The 17,358-nt window shown below is 59.7% G+C and carries 17 protein-coding genes; 13 read left to right on the top strand and 4 right to left on the bottom strand.

All coding sequences use genetic code 11. The features are described 5' to 3' along the window. The first annotated feature begins 1 nt into the window (after position 1). The 8 genes from CFAEC_RS11670 (at position 2) to ppk2 (ending at position 8,182) form a co-directional block, all read left to right on the top strand. Positions 2–1,987 carry a GAP1-N2 domain-containing protein gene (locus CFAEC_RS11670; protein ID WP_290279914.1) on the top strand — a complete coding sequence of 662 codons (1,986 nt, stop codon included), beginning with the start codon at positions 2–4 and terminating at the stop codon, positions 1,985–1,987. Further along, positions 1,984–2,943, top strand: coding sequence for a hypothetical protein (locus CFAEC_RS11665; RefSeq protein ID WP_290277011.1), 960 nt, complete (start codon positions 1,984–1,986; stop codon positions 2,941–2,943). The genes CFAEC_RS11670 and CFAEC_RS11665 overlap by 4 nt, the downstream gene beginning before the upstream one ends. A 1-nt stretch (position 2,944) precedes the next feature. After that, a complete protein-coding gene (locus CFAEC_RS11660) occupies positions 2,945–4,174 on the top strand; it encodes a TRAFAC clade GTPase domain-containing protein (protein ID WP_290277009.1) in 1,230 nt (409 codons plus the stop codon). After that, positions 4,171–4,383 (top strand): hypothetical protein, encoded by a 213-nt coding sequence (locus tag CFAEC_RS11655; RefSeq protein ID WP_290277007.1) that lies wholly within the window; start codon positions 4,171–4,173, stop codon positions 4,381–4,383. The genes CFAEC_RS11660 and CFAEC_RS11655 overlap by 4 nt, the downstream gene beginning before the upstream one ends. Positions 4,384–4,650: 267 nt before the next feature. Beyond that, on the top strand, positions 4,651–6,294 hold the full coding sequence (gene groL / locus CFAEC_RS11650; RefSeq protein WP_290277005.1) for a chaperonin GroEL: 1,644 nt from the start codon (positions 4,651–4,653) through the stop codon (positions 6,292–6,294). Positions 6,295–6,746: 452 nt separating this feature from the next. Continuing rightward, the gene (locus CFAEC_RS11645) at positions 6,747–6,920 is read left to right on the top strand and encodes a hypothetical protein (RefSeq protein ID WP_290277004.1); all 174 of its coding nucleotides are present in this window, start codon (positions 6,747–6,749) and stop codon (positions 6,918–6,920) included. Between the two features lie 82 nt (positions 6,921–7,002). Continuing rightward, positions 7,003–7,140: a PorA family porin gene (locus CFAEC_RS11640; protein ID WP_290277002.1), complete on the top strand. Its 138-nt coding sequence runs from the start codon at positions 7,003–7,005 to the stop codon at positions 7,138–7,140. A gap of 142 nt (positions 7,141–7,282) precedes the next feature. Further along, positions 7,283–8,182: a polyphosphate kinase 2 gene (ppk2, locus tag CFAEC_RS11635; protein WP_290277001.1), complete on the top strand. Its 900-nt coding sequence runs from the start codon at positions 7,283–7,285 to the stop codon at positions 8,180–8,182. A gap of 55 nt (positions 8,183–8,237) precedes the next feature. Here ppk2 and CFAEC_RS11630 read toward each other — a convergent pair whose 3' ends face one another. The 3 genes from CFAEC_RS11630 to CFAEC_RS11620 all read right to left on the bottom strand — a co-directional run bounded on the left by CFAEC_RS11630 (position 8,238) and on the right by CFAEC_RS11620 (position 13,177). Next, positions 8,238–12,119, bottom strand: a complete 3,882-nt coding sequence (locus CFAEC_RS11630) for a Pls/PosA family non-ribosomal peptide synthetase (RefSeq protein WP_290277000.1) — start codon at positions 12,117–12,119, stop codon at positions 8,238–8,240. An 8-nt stretch (positions 12,120–12,127) separates the two neighbouring features. After that, a complete protein-coding gene (locus tag CFAEC_RS11625) occupies positions 12,128–12,574 on the bottom strand; it encodes a MarR family winged helix-turn-helix transcriptional regulator (protein ID WP_290276999.1) in 447 nt (148 codons plus the stop codon). A gap of 309 nt (positions 12,575–12,883) precedes the next feature. Next, positions 12,884–13,177 (bottom strand): rhodanese-like domain-containing protein, encoded by a 294-nt coding sequence (locus CFAEC_RS11620; RefSeq protein WP_290279911.1) that lies wholly within the window; start codon positions 13,175–13,177, stop codon positions 12,884–12,886. Between the two features lie 160 nt (positions 13,178–13,337). Between CFAEC_RS11620 and CFAEC_RS11615 the strand changes: the two genes are divergently transcribed. Genes CFAEC_RS11615 through CFAEC_RS11595 form a run of 5 tightly spaced genes read left to right on the top strand, consistent with a single transcriptional unit; the run spans position 13,338 to position 16,828 of the window. Further along, positions 13,338–13,943 carry a DUF4178 domain-containing protein gene (locus CFAEC_RS11615; RefSeq protein WP_290276997.1) on the top strand — a complete coding sequence of 202 codons (606 nt, stop codon included), beginning with the start codon at positions 13,338–13,340 and terminating at the stop codon, positions 13,941–13,943. After that, on the top strand, positions 13,943–14,428 hold the full coding sequence (locus CFAEC_RS11610) for a DUF2617 family protein (protein WP_290276995.1): 486 nt from the start codon (positions 13,943–13,945) through the stop codon (positions 14,426–14,428). The genes CFAEC_RS11615 and CFAEC_RS11610 overlap by 1 nt, the downstream gene beginning before the upstream one ends. Then, on the top strand, positions 14,425–14,838 hold the full coding sequence (locus CFAEC_RS11605) for a DUF4247 domain-containing protein (protein WP_290276993.1): 414 nt from the start codon (positions 14,425–14,427) through the stop codon (positions 14,836–14,838). The genes CFAEC_RS11610 and CFAEC_RS11605 overlap by 4 nt, the downstream gene beginning before the upstream one ends. Positions 14,839–14,855: 17 nt before the next feature. Next, positions 14,856–15,281 (top strand): DUF350 domain-containing protein, encoded by a 426-nt coding sequence (locus CFAEC_RS11600; RefSeq protein WP_290276990.1) that lies wholly within the window; start codon positions 14,856–14,858, stop codon positions 15,279–15,281. Further along, positions 15,269–16,828: a polyamine aminopropyltransferase gene (locus CFAEC_RS11595; protein ID WP_290276989.1), complete on the top strand. Its 1,560-nt coding sequence runs from the start codon at positions 15,269–15,271 to the stop codon at positions 16,826–16,828. Before CFAEC_RS11600 ends, CFAEC_RS11595 begins: the two co-directional genes overlap by 13 nt. 52 nt (positions 16,829–16,880) lie before the next feature. Here CFAEC_RS11595 and CFAEC_RS11590 read toward each other — a convergent pair whose 3' ends face one another. Then, complete coding sequence (locus CFAEC_RS11590) at positions 16,881–17,357, bottom strand: inorganic diphosphatase (RefSeq protein ID WP_290276986.1); 477 nt, start codon at positions 17,355–17,357, stop codon at positions 16,881–16,883. Position 17,358: the final 1 nt, after the last annotated feature.

The raw sequence follows: 17,358 nt of genomic DNA, 5'->3' as shown, positions 1-17,358 counted from the left end.
TATGAGGTGGACCCATGTCACCTACGCATCCTTCAAGGGAACCGCGGGCAGGGGAGGGTGGAAGGTGGGGTCGTGGTCAGCGCATGCGACCAGGGAGGATCTTCAGCTGATCGCTGAGGTCTCTCCCACGCACATTGAGACGGTGAGGCCATTCGATGACTTCATCAGTTCTGAGGAGATTGAAGCACTGCCGAGGCGTTTTGAATATCGCCCGTTGACGGAGCAGCGGTCTTTGCTGATGCAATCGGTCCCTGCCGGTAAGGATGCGACCGGACGTCCGGGGAATGTCTTCACCCATGCGGTGATCGATGCTGACCTGGACAGTGCGTTGCAGTCCTCCTATCCGATCTCCCTCTATCGTTCTGCTGACCTGCTCACCCCCTTCCGGGCGGCAGCGGTCAACACCGCTGAACTCGCCGATGACCTCGGTGAACCACGCCCCGGCCCGATGTCTGATCTGACCTTGTCCTGGATGATGGTGGACAGCATGTTCGGCAACCGTCGACAGCATTTCCACCAGCTGCAGGATGTCCTGCAGGCGGGGGAGCGCACGGCTGTTCTGGTGCTTAATAACACCAATGAGGCTGCCTACTGGATCCAGGCGTTGTCCTCCACTTTGACTCCCAATGAGGCACGCCGTCTGTTGCACTACTCAACCTTTGAACGTGCGGTGACCCTGCCTGCCCGGGACAAGTCCGTGGAGGCAAGCTCACTGTTCGTTGTTCCCGGCAGTGACCGGGAGCTTCTGGTGGACCGCCCGGACATTATCATCATCGATCCGGAACAACCCGTGGAAGCAGATGCGGGCCCGCAGGGAACCTGGGCGCAGATGACAGCGGGACTCTACACAGCAGGCTTTGACCCCGAGGTCCTCGTCGCAGGTTTAATTAACGCCAACGCCAACCTCGACGCTGACCAGCGCAAATTGGCACGTTTCGGAGATGGGTTGGCACGTTTCATCCGGGGTGGAGACACCACCGTAGGAAAGTTGACGCGGATGACCGCAGATCAGCACCTCTTTGGCGCACCCACGGCGAAGAAGACACCCGAGGTGGTGCCGGCACAACCTGAACCGCAAAAGATCGACATCCTCACCCGTGCTTCCGAAGTGATCCACTCGCCGCGCCGGGTGGTGGAATCACAGGAATGGACCAGCCTCCGACACCGCGCAGACAGTCCACGCTGGATCGGCAACATGTCCGAACAGGCCATCAACAATATTGAGAAACTCCATGATTCACCGGCGCAGGAACTGGTGTCCTATCTGGACTTCCTCCTGAAGACCGAACTCGTCGCCAGCAGTGGCGTCAAAGATCCGGATTTCCGGAGTAGTTTCGCAGATTTCCCGGCGATGGCCAACTGGCGCCGGGTACCTTTCACCGGCGCGGAGCATCCCCTCCTGAGAGATCTGCTTATCGACGCCGAGCGCGACGCCCGGAACCGGCGCGCAACCGGAGTTGCGGCCGGGCGACCGGTGCTGGTCCTGGACCACCTCATGCAACACCTGAACATGGACAGAACCCTCGGTGAGGTCATCACATGGCTGGATGGAACTGCGGGGCGCCAGATCATTGCGGAGATCAATGCAGGAGTACAGATCCAAACTGGAAGGAACTATTTTCTCTGGGATCTGCTCCGCATCTATTTCGGCATCGCGTTGACTACTGAGGATGATGAGGTGCACAAGGCGCTCACCACGCTGGCGGTGGACTCCGCCACCCGGTATGTGGAGAGTAGACGCAAGGACGGGAAGGATGAAACCGTTAGGCGTTTTGAAAAGTTTGGCGAGGACTTCGTGAAATATGATTCACCGGAGTTCCTCATCAACAGGCAGATAGCTGATCGCTATCGTGAGATCCTCCGGCAGGACGCCGTCAAGACCAGACTGTCCAGGGACAGGGACGTCGACATGATCTTCACCATTGTGGCTGAATCCGTGATCAGAGCTGTCCACCGGAACAACAGCGGAAAGGAAGTACAGCCATGAGTGTCATTCGGCTGGGCTCAAACCAGACCTATGACGTGGCCCGTGAAGGGTTCTCCGCACGTCTGGAATTCGATGTCAGCGGGGACGTGGCCTTCAGGGTTGAGATCCCCGCGGCAGAGAGCAATCGCCGTGGTAACACCTGGTGGATCCGCAATCCGCAGGGCAACACAGAGGTCACGGTCTTCCCGGACAGTAGCAGGGGTGAATTCCCCTCCGGTGCCAAGGTGTACGCCTCGGTCGTCATCCAGGGCGCCGGTAACCAGGAGATCACCCTGCAGTTGCCGACCTACCCGATCGGCGGGCTCCGTTCCATCCCGGTCCTCCACCTGTTCCCGGCCGGAGACCTGCTGCGTCTGCAGGCAGGCGATGTCAGCAATGACAGTTCACTGGACACGGAAGCTTCCGGGATCCGCTCCGCACTGGGTCGGTCTATGGACAAGGACGGTTCCACCGACGTCACCCGCGTCAATGTCACGGTATTGGTGGATAAGACCGCCTCGATGAAGTTCAGCACCGACCGCGATACCTTCGAGACAATGTGTTCCTTCGCCGCAGGTGTCCTCTCCGTGCTGAGCTCCGGACATTCCATCAGCCTGATGACCAGCAGCTCTTCTGACCCCAGAGTTCGCGTGGAAAACCCGGAGGAGATCAGCAGCCTCTCTGAGAGGTTCACCCCGGTCCGGGAGGTCGGGTGGAACTCAGACCTTTATCAGATCCCACCTGATGAATCAGTGGTGGTGATCTCGGATGATATCCCCGCGGAGGTGCTGAAGCTGCCCAACCGGATGCATGTCCTCAGCTCCCGGAAACCACTGGTGGATCACCGGACCAGTACGACCCATTTTGATCCCATGCTCATCAGCGCAATCAAGAACCATGACCAGCGTCTGCTGGCTGCTCCGGTACGTCAGATGTTTGACGCCCTGACCGGATCTGCACCGCGAGAGGACCACTGACATGACCACTCCTGAACTACAGCAACCGGCTTCCGGCTTGTTGCCCACCCGCTGCCCTTTCACTTTCAAGGAGCTGCCGGATCCGGAGATGACGTCTTCTCCCTTCGTCGACGCCACCGCCTTTGACGCAACTCTTCCGGAAGGATGGCAGAAGTCCGGCACCCTGACCTTCGCGATGGCCGGTGACCGTTCCTCCGGCAAGAGCATGTACATCGCAGTGATTGTAAAACTCCTGCGTAAACTCGTCGTGGCCAATGGCGGCTCCTTCTCCTATGCCGATGAACACACCCGGCGGATCTACCAGGAGAAGTACGAAAAGCCCCTCTTTGAACAAATGGGACTCCTGCCGCCGACCCCACCGGCATCTGCCCCCGATGCTCATCAACAGCGCCCCCTCATCTTTGATATCTCCACCTCGAACCACCCGGAGCAGCGGCTCTTCGTGGTATTTCGTGATGTCGCCGGTGAGGACCTCCAGGAGGAGAACTTCTCAGATCGGGAGTCAGAACTGGAGTTCTTCCAGAATGCCGACCGTATTCTCTTCCTCTTCGACCCGATGTCCGTACCCAGGATCCGACAGATGTTGGAAGGGTCAGTTCCCACCCACGAGGTGGACACTGACGGGCCGATGGTGGTCCTGCGGAACGTACTCCGGGTACTGGGCGCGGAGCACCGCCCCAAGATCTCCCTGTGCATGTCAAAATTCGACACCATGCAGCAGCTCGCGGAAGTGAACCAGGACCACCTGCACTACACAGGACCCAATATGGTGAACTGGCAGCGTGTGATGAGCAATTTCGGTGCGACTTTTCGCCGGGACAGTGCGCCATTGGATGGTCCCTATGACCGCATTGGCGGTGAGCTCCTCGACCTGGAGATCCGCAGTATGCTGCAGTGCCTGGATGCCACCCACCTGCTCAACCAGCTGAACCAGTCACTGCTCGGGGAGGAGCCCTATCCTTTCCAGTGCTTTGCGGTATCGCCCCTGGGTGCCAGCCCTGAAGGCGACCGCATCAACCGCAGCGGTATCGCACCTTTCCGGTGCCTTGATCCCCTGCGGGAACTCTTCTCCGAGATTGGTCTCCTGGAAGGGTTGGATGCTCCACGGGTACCGGTGCAGCGCCAGGGAAATCTCCTCGGCATGGTGTCCCCGGAGAGCACACCGTCGATTGAGTCTGATGAAGTGGAAGAAAAGACAAAGAAGCGTGGATTCTGGAGGTGGTTCAAGTGAGTTTCCAAGATATGGAAGCTGTGAAACTGGATGTGTTGCGGGCTGAGGATGAGGCGGAGGTTGATCGGAAGCAGAAGCGACGTGCCCGTAATCGCGCCACAGTTCTGTGGGTGGGCACAGGTGTCCTCGCCGTCATCCTCATCACCCTGCTCATGGTCTACTTCTGGTCACGGGCCCAGGGAGTAGCTGTGGACACGAGGTTGCCTTAGAGGATGTGGTTGGTGGGGGCTGACCCCCGGGAAATCACCCCCTTATCAGCCTCTAGCGAACTTCCCCCAGATCAGAGCTCCAAAGCTTGCACTCGACCACTGCGAGTGCTAGAAAAGGAGCTAGCACTTACCTCGTATGAGTGCCAAAAATGATCATGAACTATCTGGCGGGTGAGGTTGGTCCACACTCACTAACCGTGCCGTCGCGGGCGCCCGTCGGGTGGATGACGTGAGTGTCGTCCTATCACTAATGAGGAGCACAAACACATGGCAAAGATCATCGCCTTTGATGAAGAAGCACGTCGTGGTCTTGAAAAGGGCCTGAACACCCTGGCAGATGCCGTCAAGGTCACCCTCGGCCCAAAGGGTCGTAACGTCGTTCTGGAGAAGGCATGGGGCGCCCCCACCATCACCAATGATGGTGTCACCATCGCTCGTGAAATCGAGCTGGAAGACCCGTACGAGAAGATCGGCGCAGAGCTGGTCAAGGAAGTCGCCAAGAAGACCGATGATGTCGCAGGCGACGGCACCACCACCGCAACCGTCCTGGCCCAGGCACTGGTGAAGGAAGGCCTGCGCAACGTTGCCGCAGGTTCCAACCCGATGGGCATCAAGCGCGGTATCGAGCAGGCTGTTGCCAAGGTTACTGACAAGCTGCTGGAATCCGCCAAGGAAGTTGAAACCGAGGAGCAGATCGCTGCTACCGCAGGCATCTCCGCGGCTGACCCGGCCATCGGTGCTCAGATCGCCAAGGCCATGTACGCAGTGGGCGGCGGCAAGCTGAACAAGGATTCCGTCATCACCGTCGAAGAGTCCAACACCTTCGGTGTTGAGCTTGAGGTCACTGAGGGTATGCGCTTCGACAAGGGCTACATCTCCGGTTACTTCGCCACCGACATGGAGCGCCTTGAGGCTATCCTCGAGGATCCGTACATCCTGCTGGTTTCCGGCAAGATCTCCAACATCAAGGATCTTCTGCCACTGCTGGAGAAGGTCATGCAGTCCGGTAAGCCACTGCTGATCATCTCTGAGGATGTTGAGGGCGAGGCTCTGTCCACCCTCGTTGTGAACAAGATCCGTGGCACCTTCAAGTCTGTTGCTGTCAAGGCTCCGGGCTTCGGTGACCGTCGTAAGGCACAGCTGCAGGACATCGCTGTCCTCACCGGCGGCCAGGTCATCTCCGAGGAGGTCGGACTCTCCCTGGAGACCGCTGATCTGCCACTGCTCGGCCAGGCTCGCAAGGTTGTTGTGACCAAGGACGACACCACCATCGTTGATGGTGCAGGTTCCGAGGAGCAGATCGAGGGCCGCGTTGCCCAGATCCGTGCTGAGATCGAGAACTCCGATTCCGATTATGACCGTGAGAAGCTCAACGAGCGTCTGGCCAAGCTGGCCGGCGGCGTCGCAGTGCTCAAGGTTGGTGCAGCCACCGAGGTTGAGCTGAAGGAGCGCAAGCACCGCATCGAGGATGCTGTCCGTAACGCCAAGGCTGCTGTGGAAGAGGGCATCGTCGCCGGCGGCGGTGTCGCACTGATCCAGGCTGCTCACGTCCTGGATGATGACCTCGGCCTGACCGGCGATGAGGCAACCGGCGTCCGCATCGTTCGCGGCGCCCTGAACGCCCCACTGAAGCAGATCGCAGCCAACGCTGGCCTCGAAGCTGGCGTGGTCGCTGACAAGGTCTCCCGTCTGCCTGAGGGCGAAGGCCTGAACGCTGCAACCGGTGAGTACGTTGACCTCATGGCCGCGGGTATCAATGACCCAGTCAAGGTCACCCGTTCCGCGCTGCAGAACGCTGCCTCCATCGCAGCGCTGTTCCTGACCACTGAGGCTGTCGTTGCCGACAAGCCACAGCCGGCAGCTCCAGCAATGCCTGGCGCTGACGAGATGGGTGGCATGGGCGGCTTCTAAGCTTCCCCTGATCCATTCCTCATTTGATGTGCCCCGCACGCGCCTCGCGGTGTGTGCGGGGCACATCTTTATGGGCAACTTTCTTACCCAATTTATTTAGATAACCCCTGAAATCACCCCCGTTTTTGGGTGATTCTCAGATCTGCTTCCAGCTCGCCGGGCCTTAATCGAAGGTTCTCAGCTGGTCGTTACACAACCCTGCCCAAATGGCAGCCATTCTGGTGAAAAAACCTCCCCGTTTTTTAAATAACACCAGCTCAAGGGCTATCTTGAACATCAGATGAACAAATTTTGCATTCACTCTTAAATGGTCACGGGGCGCTGAGAAAACTTTATTTTTCACCTTGACGGCCCTTAAATATGTGCTTCAATAGTGAGGTGACGTCCTGAGGGCGTCAGCAAACTGGCAACCATCACCAGCTCCTTTGCTGGTCCTCTCAAGGAGATTTCTCGTGGATCTTTCCCTTCTCAAGGACAACCTGTCCGACTTCGCTACCCTCGGCAAGAACCTCGGCCCTGCTCTGCAGAACATCCCGAACCTGCTGAACGCAATCGTCAGCTTCTTCACCAACTTCGGTGATCTGACCGAGACCACCGGCGACGCTGCAGGCAACCTCTCCAGCTAATTGCTGCCTTGACTGCTGGGTAGATTTCTCAGAGTCAAATTTCAACTAACAAAATCTCTGAAATCTCTAGAAGGAGAATCACATGCAGGATGTAACTGACTTCCTCACCAACGTTTCCGAGCTTTCCTCCACCGGCCTTTTCGGCTCCGTCTTCGCAATCCTGAAGACCGCTGGTGACTGGGCTGACAACGTAGCTAAGCTGCTGGGTCTGCTGGGCTAATTCTTCTTACGCCCCGGCGTAATGAGATCTGAAAAGCTCCAATCCTTAAAAGGATTGGAGCTTTTCGCATTTCTGTTCCCAGGTAATGGGGAACTCTGACGTTAACGCGCTCAAAACTTCCGCAGTGGGTAGAATCCACTTCATGGCTGAAACCACTGAGAATGATCTTCCCGTCATCGACCTCGCCCAGACCGACGGGTACATCGTAGACGACTCCGACGAGGATGATCCGATACTCCTGCGGCCAGATGGCACGTCCATTGAAACGTGGCGTGAGAATTACCCTTATGAAGAGCGTATGACCCGTGAGGAATACGAGCGGATTAAACGCGGCCTTCAGATCGAACTGCTGAAGTGGCAGAACTGGACCAAGGAAACCGGCCAGCGCCACATCATTTTGTTTGAGGGCCGTGACGCCGCCGGCAAGGGCGGCAGCATCAAGCGCTTCAATGAGCACCTCAACCCCCGTGGTGCCCGCACCGTGGCGTTGGAAAAGCCTTCCCCACGGGAATCCACCTCCTGGTACTTCCAGCGTTATATCCAGCATTTCCCTGCTGCCGGTGAAATCGTCTTCTTCGACCGCTCCTGGTACAACCGCTCCGGTGTAGAGCGTGTCATGGGCTTCTGCACCGAATCACAGCACGCGGAGTTCCTGCGTGAGGTCCCCATGTTGGAGAACATGCTCCTGGGTTCAGGAATCTCCCTGACCAAGCTGTGGTTCTCCGTGACGCGTAAGGAACAGCGCACCCGTTTCGCCATCCGCCAGGTGGACCCGGTGCGTCAGTGGAAGTTGTCTCCGATGGATCTGGCCTCCCTGGATAAGTGGGATGACTACACCCGCGCAAAGGAAGAGCAGTTCCGGTACACCGACACCGATGAGTCCCCCTGGATCACCATCAAGTCGAATGACAAGAAGCGCGCCCGCATCAATGCCATGCGTTATGTCCTGTCCAAGTTCGATTACACCGACAAGGACTATGACGTGGTGGGGGAACCAGATCCTAAGATCGTCCTCCGTGGGCGTGACCAGATCGGTGACTAGGCACAAATAACAAAAACACGAACAACAGGGTTGTTCGTGTTTTGTTATTTACAGCTTAGATCCACGGCTCGATCGGGTTGCCCTGCCAACGGGTGTTGGCGGGGACGCGGTCGCCGCGCATGACCAGGGAACCTGGACCGATGGTGGCGGAGGCGTCGATAAGCGAGGCCGGAAGGGCCACGGAGTGGTCGCCCAGGGTGGCGCCGTCGGCGACGGTGACGGTGTCCAGGCTCATCACGCGGTCCTGGAAGAGGTGCGTCTGCACGACGGTGCCGGGACCCACCGTGGCGCCGCGGCCGATGTGGCAGAGGTCGGTTTCGGGGAACCAGTAGCTCTCGATCCAGGCGCCCTTTCCGATGTGCGCGCCGAGGGCCCTGAGGCCGAGGTTGAGGCTGCCCGTGCCCAGGTTCGGGATGAGGAACCAGGGGCCGGCGACGGTTTCCACGAAGGTGTCCTGGAGTTCATTGAGCCAGACGAACCAGCTGAACAGTGGGTGGTCGGCGGGTTTGTGTTTGCCCACGCAGATCCACTTGACCACCACGGTCAGCGCCATGGCGAGCACACCCACAGCCATGAGCACCAGTCCACCGACCAGCCAGGCCGCCCACAACCCATAGGTCATGGTGAACCACTGCAGAATCACAAGAGTTAGAGCCGCGAGCACACCGGACATCATCGGGGCTAAGAGACGGGCGGTTTCAATGAGACCACGGGAGATCTTGACGCTCATACCGGGGTTGTAGGTCTTGGCCTCACCCTCGTCGACCTCGACGGTGACGCGGCGCATGCGCTCCGGCGGGGAACCCCACCAGTTTGAGCTTGCCTTGGCCTTCTTCGGCGTGGAGGAGAGAACCGCCACCAGTGAGTTCTTGCCCAGTTTCCGTTCAGGCCCGGCGATACCGGAGTTACCCAGGAAGGAACGCTTACCAATCTTGGTTTCACCAGTGAGCAGCCAGCCATTACCCAGTTCATAACCACCGATGAGGGTGTCATCGGCCAGGAAGGCACCTTCGCGGATCTCGGCGAGCTTGGGCACCATCACGGCGGTGGAGATCTCCACATCCTTGCCGATCTTCGCGCCCAGACTGCGGAACCACATCGGGGTCAGCTGCGCCGCATACAGCGGGAAGAGATACGTGCGGGCATCATCCATCAGGCGTTCAATCGCCCACACCTGCCAACCGAGCCTGGACCTCACCGGCGTGATGGCACCCCGAACGCCAATGCTCAGCAGCCGCACCAGCACCCAGATGGCCACGGTGTAAGCCACAAACGCGGCCAGCGCGCCGACGGTGGCAAATAGCAGCACGCCCCAGACAAGGGTCAGAGAGCTTATCGACGCCAACCACAACGTCACCACCGCACCTACACCGATGGCCGCCAATGGAAGGAGGGACAACAGCATCGAGGTGGCCCCGAATACCGGAACCCAGCGGGTACGCCGTGGTGGGTGTTCCTGGGGGAAGCGGTGCTTCGCGCGGCCCACCTTCTGCGCCGGGGATCCAGCCCAGCGGGAACCGGGTTTGATGTCCTTGTCGCCGGTGACGGTGGAACCTGGCAGCAGGTGCGCACCTTCGCCGATGACGGTGCCGGGTAACAGCGTGGAGCGGGCTCCGATGCGGGCGTTCCGACCGATCTCAATGGTTCCCAGTCGGAGGATATCGCCGTCGAGCCAGTATCCGCGGAGATCAACCTCCTGTTCGATGGACACATTGTCACCCAGGGTGAGCATGCCGGTGATCGGTGGCAGGGAGTGCAGATCCACACCCTTGCCCACACTCACACCGAGGGAACGGGCGAAGTAGTTCACCCAGGTCGCACCGGAAATATTGCGCGAACCGGAGGCATCTGCGAGCCGTTCCGCAGCCCAGATCCGCAGATGTACGGAACCACCACGGGGATGGTCGCCGGGTTGGATGCCCCGGGTGAGCAGACGGGCACCCCAGCCGCCGATGGGGAGGCGACCGATCGGGGTGGCGAAGATGAGAATGAGTCCGATGACCAGCCACCAGGAGATGGGCCTGGCCCAGTCGAAGCCCAGACCCGCCATGATGTTGTTACCCAGAGCCAACCAGGCAATCCACTGGGCAGCCTGCAGGGTCATGATCGGGATCTGGATGAGACTCTGGGCAATCCGGGTACCGGCGGGCACGAGCGTGACATCCCGGCGGACGGTGGTGGCGGTTTCACTGAGTGATACCCCTGTGTCAGTGGCCACTGATTCCACACGCTCAGCGAGCTTCTCCAGACGCGGGTGATCATAGAGGTCACGCACGGCCACCGTGGGGACCTTCTCGCGGATGCGACCCACCAGGGTGGCGGCAGCGAGGGAAGTTCCACCGAGGGAGAAGAAATCAGCATCATTGCCGGACACGGATGTTCCGAGGACATCAACCCAGAGTTCGGCGATCCAGTTCTCCGTCTCGCTGAGGCCCTCGGCCTCCACGGTGGTGCCGGGCAGCGGCCACGGCAGGGATTTCTTATCCACCTTGCCGGAGGTGGTCACCGGGAGTTCCTCCATCACGTGGATGCGGGGAACCAGGGCGGCGGGCATCATCTCAGCGAGGCGTGTGGAGGCTTCACGATGGTTGAAACCGGTCTCTTCGTCCTCGAGCGAGACATACGCCACGAGCACCTTCTCATCGGCGCCGGTGGTTTGCACCACGACTGCGGAGGAACGCACATTCGGCAGGGCAGCCACATTGGCATCGACCTCACCGAGCTCAATGCGGCGGCCACCGATCTTCACCTGATCATCAACGCGACCAATGAAATAGAGGCCATCCTCCTCCAGGCGGACATGGTCACCGGAACGGTAGGCGCGGTGCCATCCCACACTCGGCAGGGGAGCGTATTTCTCGCGGTCTTTCTCGGGGTCGAGATAACGTGCCAGGCCCACACCGCCGATGACGAGTTCACCGACTTCACCCATGCCGACGGGCTGGCCGTCAGCATCAACCACCACGAGATCCCAACCGGCGAGTGGAAGGCCGATGCCGACAGGCTTGCCGGGGTAGAGCTGGGTGCCACAGGCAACAACCGTGGCTTCAGTGGGGCCATAGGTGTTCCATACTTCACGATCATCCGTCGATAAGCGTTCGACCAGCTCCTGGGAACAGGCCTCACCGCCGACAATCAGCAGGCGCACATGCGCCAGGGCCTCCGCAGGCCACAGGCCGGCGAGGGTGGGCACCGTGGACACGACGGTGATATCGCGACGGATCAGCCACGGACCGAGGTCCATGCCGGAACGCACCAGCGAGCGAGGAGCCGGAACCAAACAGGCACCGTGACCCCAGGCCAACCACATCTCTTCGCAGGAGGCATCGAATGCCACCGACAGGCCGGCGAGCACGCGGTCCTCCGGGCCGAGCGGACCCTGTGGATGATCCACCAGGAACATCTGGGCCTCCGCATCCACGAAGGCGGCCGCCGAGCGGTGAGACACAGCCACACCCTTGGGCTTACCTGTGGAACCCGAGGTGAAGATGATCCACGCGGTATCATCCAGGCGCGGACGGCGGGTATCCCCACCCGGGGTCGGCTTGATCATGTGGAAGCCGGTGGCATCAAACAGCGCATTGATGTGGGCTTCCCCGAAAACCATCTCGGCGCGTTCCTCCGGATCGTCGGCATCGACCGGCACATACGCGGCTCCAGCGGCAAGGGTCGCCAGGATGGAGATATACAGATCGCGCGTGCCGGAAGGCATGCGGATTCCCACCCGGTCACCACGACGGATACCCTGCGCATGCATCTCGGATGCGAGAGCGGTGACCTCCTGCATCAACTCCGCATAGGTGAGCACCTGGCCGTCATCGATGGCGGCAGCCTCAGGGTACCTGGTGGAAATGTCAGTCAGAATGTCCCACAGGGTGCGTTTGGGAGGCGCGTCGGATGCCCTCAGGTAGTGGGAGGGAACCTTGCTTAAAGACACGTTGCTATTTAGTCCTCTTCAGTGGAAATGATTGCGGCTGCCAATTTGCGAAGGTGCTTCAACTGCTTGGAAGTGGACTCATCGAGGGAGACATCCTCCGCAGTGCTCACCACCTTGTGCAATTCCGATTGGGCGGCGCGACCCTTCTTTGTCGACGCCACGATCTGACGACGACGATCCTTCGGGTCACGTTCACGCTTCGCCCACCCGTGTTTCTCCAGCGCATCGACGAGTCTGACCATATCCGAGGCATCGATGGCCAGCATGTCGCACAGAGCGGACTGGCTGGAGGCATCGGCATTGACCAGGCAGGTCAAAGTCCAGAATTCGCGCATGGTGGTGCCGTGATGCGCCAGCTGAGACTCCACCTCATCGCGGGTACGGCGACGGAGTCTCTCAAGCTGGTAGCTGGGGGATTCGAGGAGCTCTCTGGGAATATCGGGATGCGAAGGCATGCTTTCACGATAACGGCAAAAGGTTGAACGCGCTAATCATGGGTTAAGGCCCATTATTAATTATTTCTCACTGACTGCGGCCTGGGCAGGGATTTTGGCGGTTGCAGTGCTGGAAGGGAGGGTGGGAAAATTTCTCCAGAATTCACCTGGGGCGGGGAGGTAGGGGGTTGGGGGACGGGTCTGGAGGGGCCGAAATCCCGAACCACGACATCGCATTGCAGACATCAGTCCGGTTAACTACGACATCACTACTGATGTCGTGGATGCGATGTCGTGGTTAAGGGTTTCCCACCGCAGGGGCCCTACACATTATGCAGAGGTGTGGGGAAGTCCCGCCTGGACCCAACCCTGGGTGCCACCTGCGACATTGATGGAGTCAATGCCGCGCTGTTCCAGGTATTCACCGACCTGAGCGGAACGGCCTCCGGACTTGCAGATCAGGTAGATGTCGCGGTCCAGGTCGAGCTCACCCACACGCGAGGTGAATTCACTCATGGGGATGCTGATGGCGCCGTCTGCACGGACCTCGGCGTATTCGTCGCTTTCGCGGACGTCGATCAACTGGGCGTCTGCTGGAACTTCGTTGACGCTGACTTCCTTCATCATGTGCTCCTTGTTGTCATGGGGATGGTGGTTAAAGGACTTGTTTCCCCATCTACATTAACGACGCGGTCCGGGGAATGGAGTAGCCCCTGCTATATAAGCGTTTCACCATGTACTGTTCTGCTGGTAACAAATCTCCAACCCATGGGAGCACGTTTTCATGAATTCCACCTGGTTAATTCTGGCCATTGTCCTCGCCATCGTGGCGGTCGTCTTCTTTGTCATCTCGGCGAAGAAGAAGAACGCCGAGCAGACACCGCGGCCCCGCGAGGATCCTCTCAAGTTCAGTGACGGGTCGGCTGATTTCGGCCCGGATGTGTTGGGGCCCGGCGCGATCGTGGGTTATGGCGGTGTGGATTATGTTTGTCGCGGCGCGATCACCATGCGTCAGGGTGCCTACACCTGGCATGAGTACCTTCTCGAGGGCGGTAGGGGTGGCGAGTACCTGAGCGTGGACTATGACGAAGGTCAACTCAACCTCAGCTGGTGGATCTCCCGACCTGATCTGGATGTCCAGCCGGCGCAGGAACTCACGGTCGAGGGTGTTCGTTACCGCAAGGTGGAAAGTGGCGTGGGGCAGTTCTACTCCGAAGGCACCACCGGCGTCCCCGAGAGCGGCCGTTTCGAGTACTGGGACATGGCCGAAACCGGCGGCAATGGGCTGCTCGGGTTTGAGACCTTCAGCGAGGACTCGTCACCGGAACCCTCCCTGGGCTGGAAGGTGCTGCCCGGCGAGCTGACCGTTTATCCCGCGCCGAGAAGCTGATGCTGCAACTTACCTGCACCCCAGCTGATATCCGCGCCGGGGATCTGGGCGTGCGTTGGAATGCACCCATGCCTGAGATCCTCGCTGATCTGCTTATCGACGACCCGACCACCCAGTCCTCACTGCACCTGGTGGTGATTGGCGGTTCCCATGTGGTCACCGTCGACGCGCCCTCCGGGCGCTTTCGGGAGGAGATCTCCTGCAACGCCGGGGAGGAATGGCCCTTGCCTGAGGCTATGACCAAGCCTGCCTATCGTCTGGAAACCTCCACCCGCCAGCTCAATCCAGCTGACTTCGTGGAGGAGGCGTCCGCAATCGCCGCTGCCGGTGGGGACTGGCTGATCGTTAGTTTCCCCGGTGTGGGTGATCACCATCTCACCGCATTGCGTGGTGCCTGTATCGACGGAACGTGGCACTGGTGGACACACCACCTGTACCCGGGGGAGAACACCATTGTCAGCACGAGGAGTGAGTACCGCCCATGAATTCAAAAACAGCCAGGACACTGGGCCTGATCTTCCTGTTCTTCGCGGTGTTGAGCCTGATCTTTGCACTGGTGACCAAACCCCCGGTGGAGGATCGCATCGCGGAGAGCTGGTCGGGAAGTTCCGGCAGCTATAGCTGTGCGGGTGAAACCGGTGTGGCCGACCGGATCGAAGCGATGGAGCGTCCGAGCGAGCGTGCCACCGACCCGGCCACCGGTGATACCTACCTCAGATACCCGAAGAAGCTGGTGATTGTCGCCGGGGAGGGCACGTCTGACTGCCGGATCACCATTGAAGGCCTTGAGCGTGTGAACAACGGCGCGTTCATCTGGCTCGGCCCAGGTTTTGTTCCTTCAGCACCCAGCAATTCCAGCGGTGGATCATCCGGATCCAGCGGCGGCGTGAAATAACAACAGGAGTGGAAAATATGAGTGAGTATCTGATCAATGGTGTCGTGGGCACCCTCGCCTACTTTGTCCTCGCCGCCGTGATCCTGGTGGTCGGGTTTGTCATCTTGGACCTCATCACCCCGGGTAAGCTCCATGAGCTGGTCTTTGTCCATCACCTGCCCAATGCTGCTGTGATCACCGTGGCGCAGCAGGTATCCATCGGCATCATCGTGGTCACGGCGGTGCTCAACTCCTCGGATAATCTCTGGCAGGGGTTGATTGAGACGGCGGTGTTCGGTGCCTTGGGTCTGGTCATCCAGGTGATCGTGATGGCGTTGTTGGAGGTGTTCATCCCGGGTCGGTTCCGTGATCTGGTGGAGGATCCGAAACTGCGTTCCGGTGCCGTGGTGGCTTCGGTGATCCTCGTCGTGGTGGGGGCAGTCAACGCTGCATGTCTGATCTAGCTCGGCCGGCTGAATTAAGCCGGGTGTGGCGCTGGCTGTTGCTGGTCTCTGTCGCGATCTGTGCGGCATCGGGGCTGGTGTATGAGCTGGCGTTGATTTCGCTGTCCGCAAGCTTGAATGGCGGCGGTATCGTTGAAACCTCCTTGATCGTTGCGGGTTATGTGGCGGCACTGGGAGTGGGAGCCATCCTGGTCAAACCCTTCCTGCGTTGGCCTGCCCAGACCTTCCTGGCGGTGGAAACCCTCCTGGGGCTGGTTGGCGGGCTCTCCGCGTTGATGCTGTACATGACATTCGCGGTGCTGGGGCAGAACCTGTGGATGCTGGTGCTGGCCACAGCACTGATCGGCATCCTCGTCGGTGCCGAATTACCTCTGTTGATGACCATGATCCAACGCGGTCGTCTTGCTGATGCCCGCACCACCGGATCCCTGGTGGCCACCCTGAACGCCGCTGATTATCTCGGTGCGCTGGTCGGTGGATTGTCCTGGCCCTTCATCCTCCTGCCCTGGTTGGGAATGATGCGTGGTGCGGCGGCGGCCGGCATGATCAACCTCCTGGCCGCTCTTTTCGTCGGATGCGTCCTGCTCCGTCACCTGCTGCCCCGGCCCCAGTTCATCGGCGCGGTGGTGGGATTATTGACAGCCATCTCGTTATTGGCGATCGTCCTGCTCCGTTCCGATGGCATCGTGGCCACTGCCAGGCAGCAGCTCTACCGGGATCCGGTGGTGTTCGCCCAGCAGTCGGACTACCAGGACATTGTGATCACTGAACGGGGCGCTGACATGCGCCTGTATCTCAATGGTGGACTGCAGTATTCCACCCGTGATGAGCACCGCTACACCGAGTCATTGGTGTATCCGGGGCTGGCCGATGATGCGCAATCCGCCCTGATCATCGGTGGTGGTGACGGCCTGGCCGCCCGGGAACTGCTGCGTTTCCCCGATATGGCGATCACCCAGGTGGAGCTTGATCCCATGGTGATTGAGGTGGCCAACACCATCCTGCGTCCCGACAACGGAGGTTCCATGGAGGATCCACGGGTATCGGTGATCACCGATGATGCCTTCACGTGGCTGCGCGGTGGTGGTGCCCAGGGGCAGCGTTATGATGCCATCTTCGTGGATCTGCCTGATCCCAACAATGACACGATGGCCAGGTTGTACTCGCAGGAGTTCTACACCCTCGCCCTAGCCCGTCTGAATGAGGGGGGACGGATGGTGGTCCAATCATCCAGCGCGTACACCACCCCGGATGTGTTCTGGAGGGTTGGTTCCACACTCACCGCGGCTGGGTGCGGGACGGTGATCCCCTATCACGTGCACGTGCCCACCTTCGGTGACTGGGGTTTCCAGCTGTGCGGCCCAACAGGAATGGAACTAGAGCTTCGCTCTGATACCCCTGAGCTGAAATTCCTCAACCAGGAGGTACTCGCAGCCTCCGCGGTATTCGGCGAAGACAATCAACCACGCATGCTGGAGCCATCCACCCTGGATCATCCACGGGTGGTGGAGGATCTGCGCCGGGGTTACCGACAGGCTGGGGAATAGAAAGAACCCGCGTCCCCTACAGATAGGGACGCGGGTTGGATCTATCAAGAACTTAAGCCTTGAAACGCTCGATGGAGTCAGCGAAGATCTTCTCAGCCTCGGCCTTGTCGCCCCAGCCGGCACCTTCGACGTGCTTGCCCTTCTCCAGGTCCTTGTAGTGGACGAAGAAGTGCTCGATTTCATCCTTGAGGAAGTCAGAGACATCGGAGATGTCCTGGAGGTGGTCGTAGCGAGGGTCATCCAGAACCGCGAGGAGCTTGTCATCGCCGCCGGCCTCGTCGGTCATCTTGAACACACCGAGGATGCGGGACTTCACGATCACATTCGGGAACACGGATTCAGGCAGGATGACCAGGGCATCCATCGGGTCGCCGTCTTCGCCGAGGGTGTCATCGATGTAGCCATAGTCCAGTGGGTAGGCCATCGGGGTGAACAGGTAACGGTCGAGGTAGACCTTGCCGGTCTCGTGGTCGATCTCGTACTTGTTGCGGGAACCCTTCGGGATCTCAACGGTTACTTCGACGCTCATT

Source organism: Corynebacterium faecale, from assembly GCF_030408735.1.
Classification (GTDB): Bacteria; Actinomycetota; Actinomycetes; order Mycobacteriales; family Mycobacteriaceae; genus Corynebacterium; species Corynebacterium faecale.
This window is presented reverse-complemented; position numbering and strand designations above follow the sequence as displayed.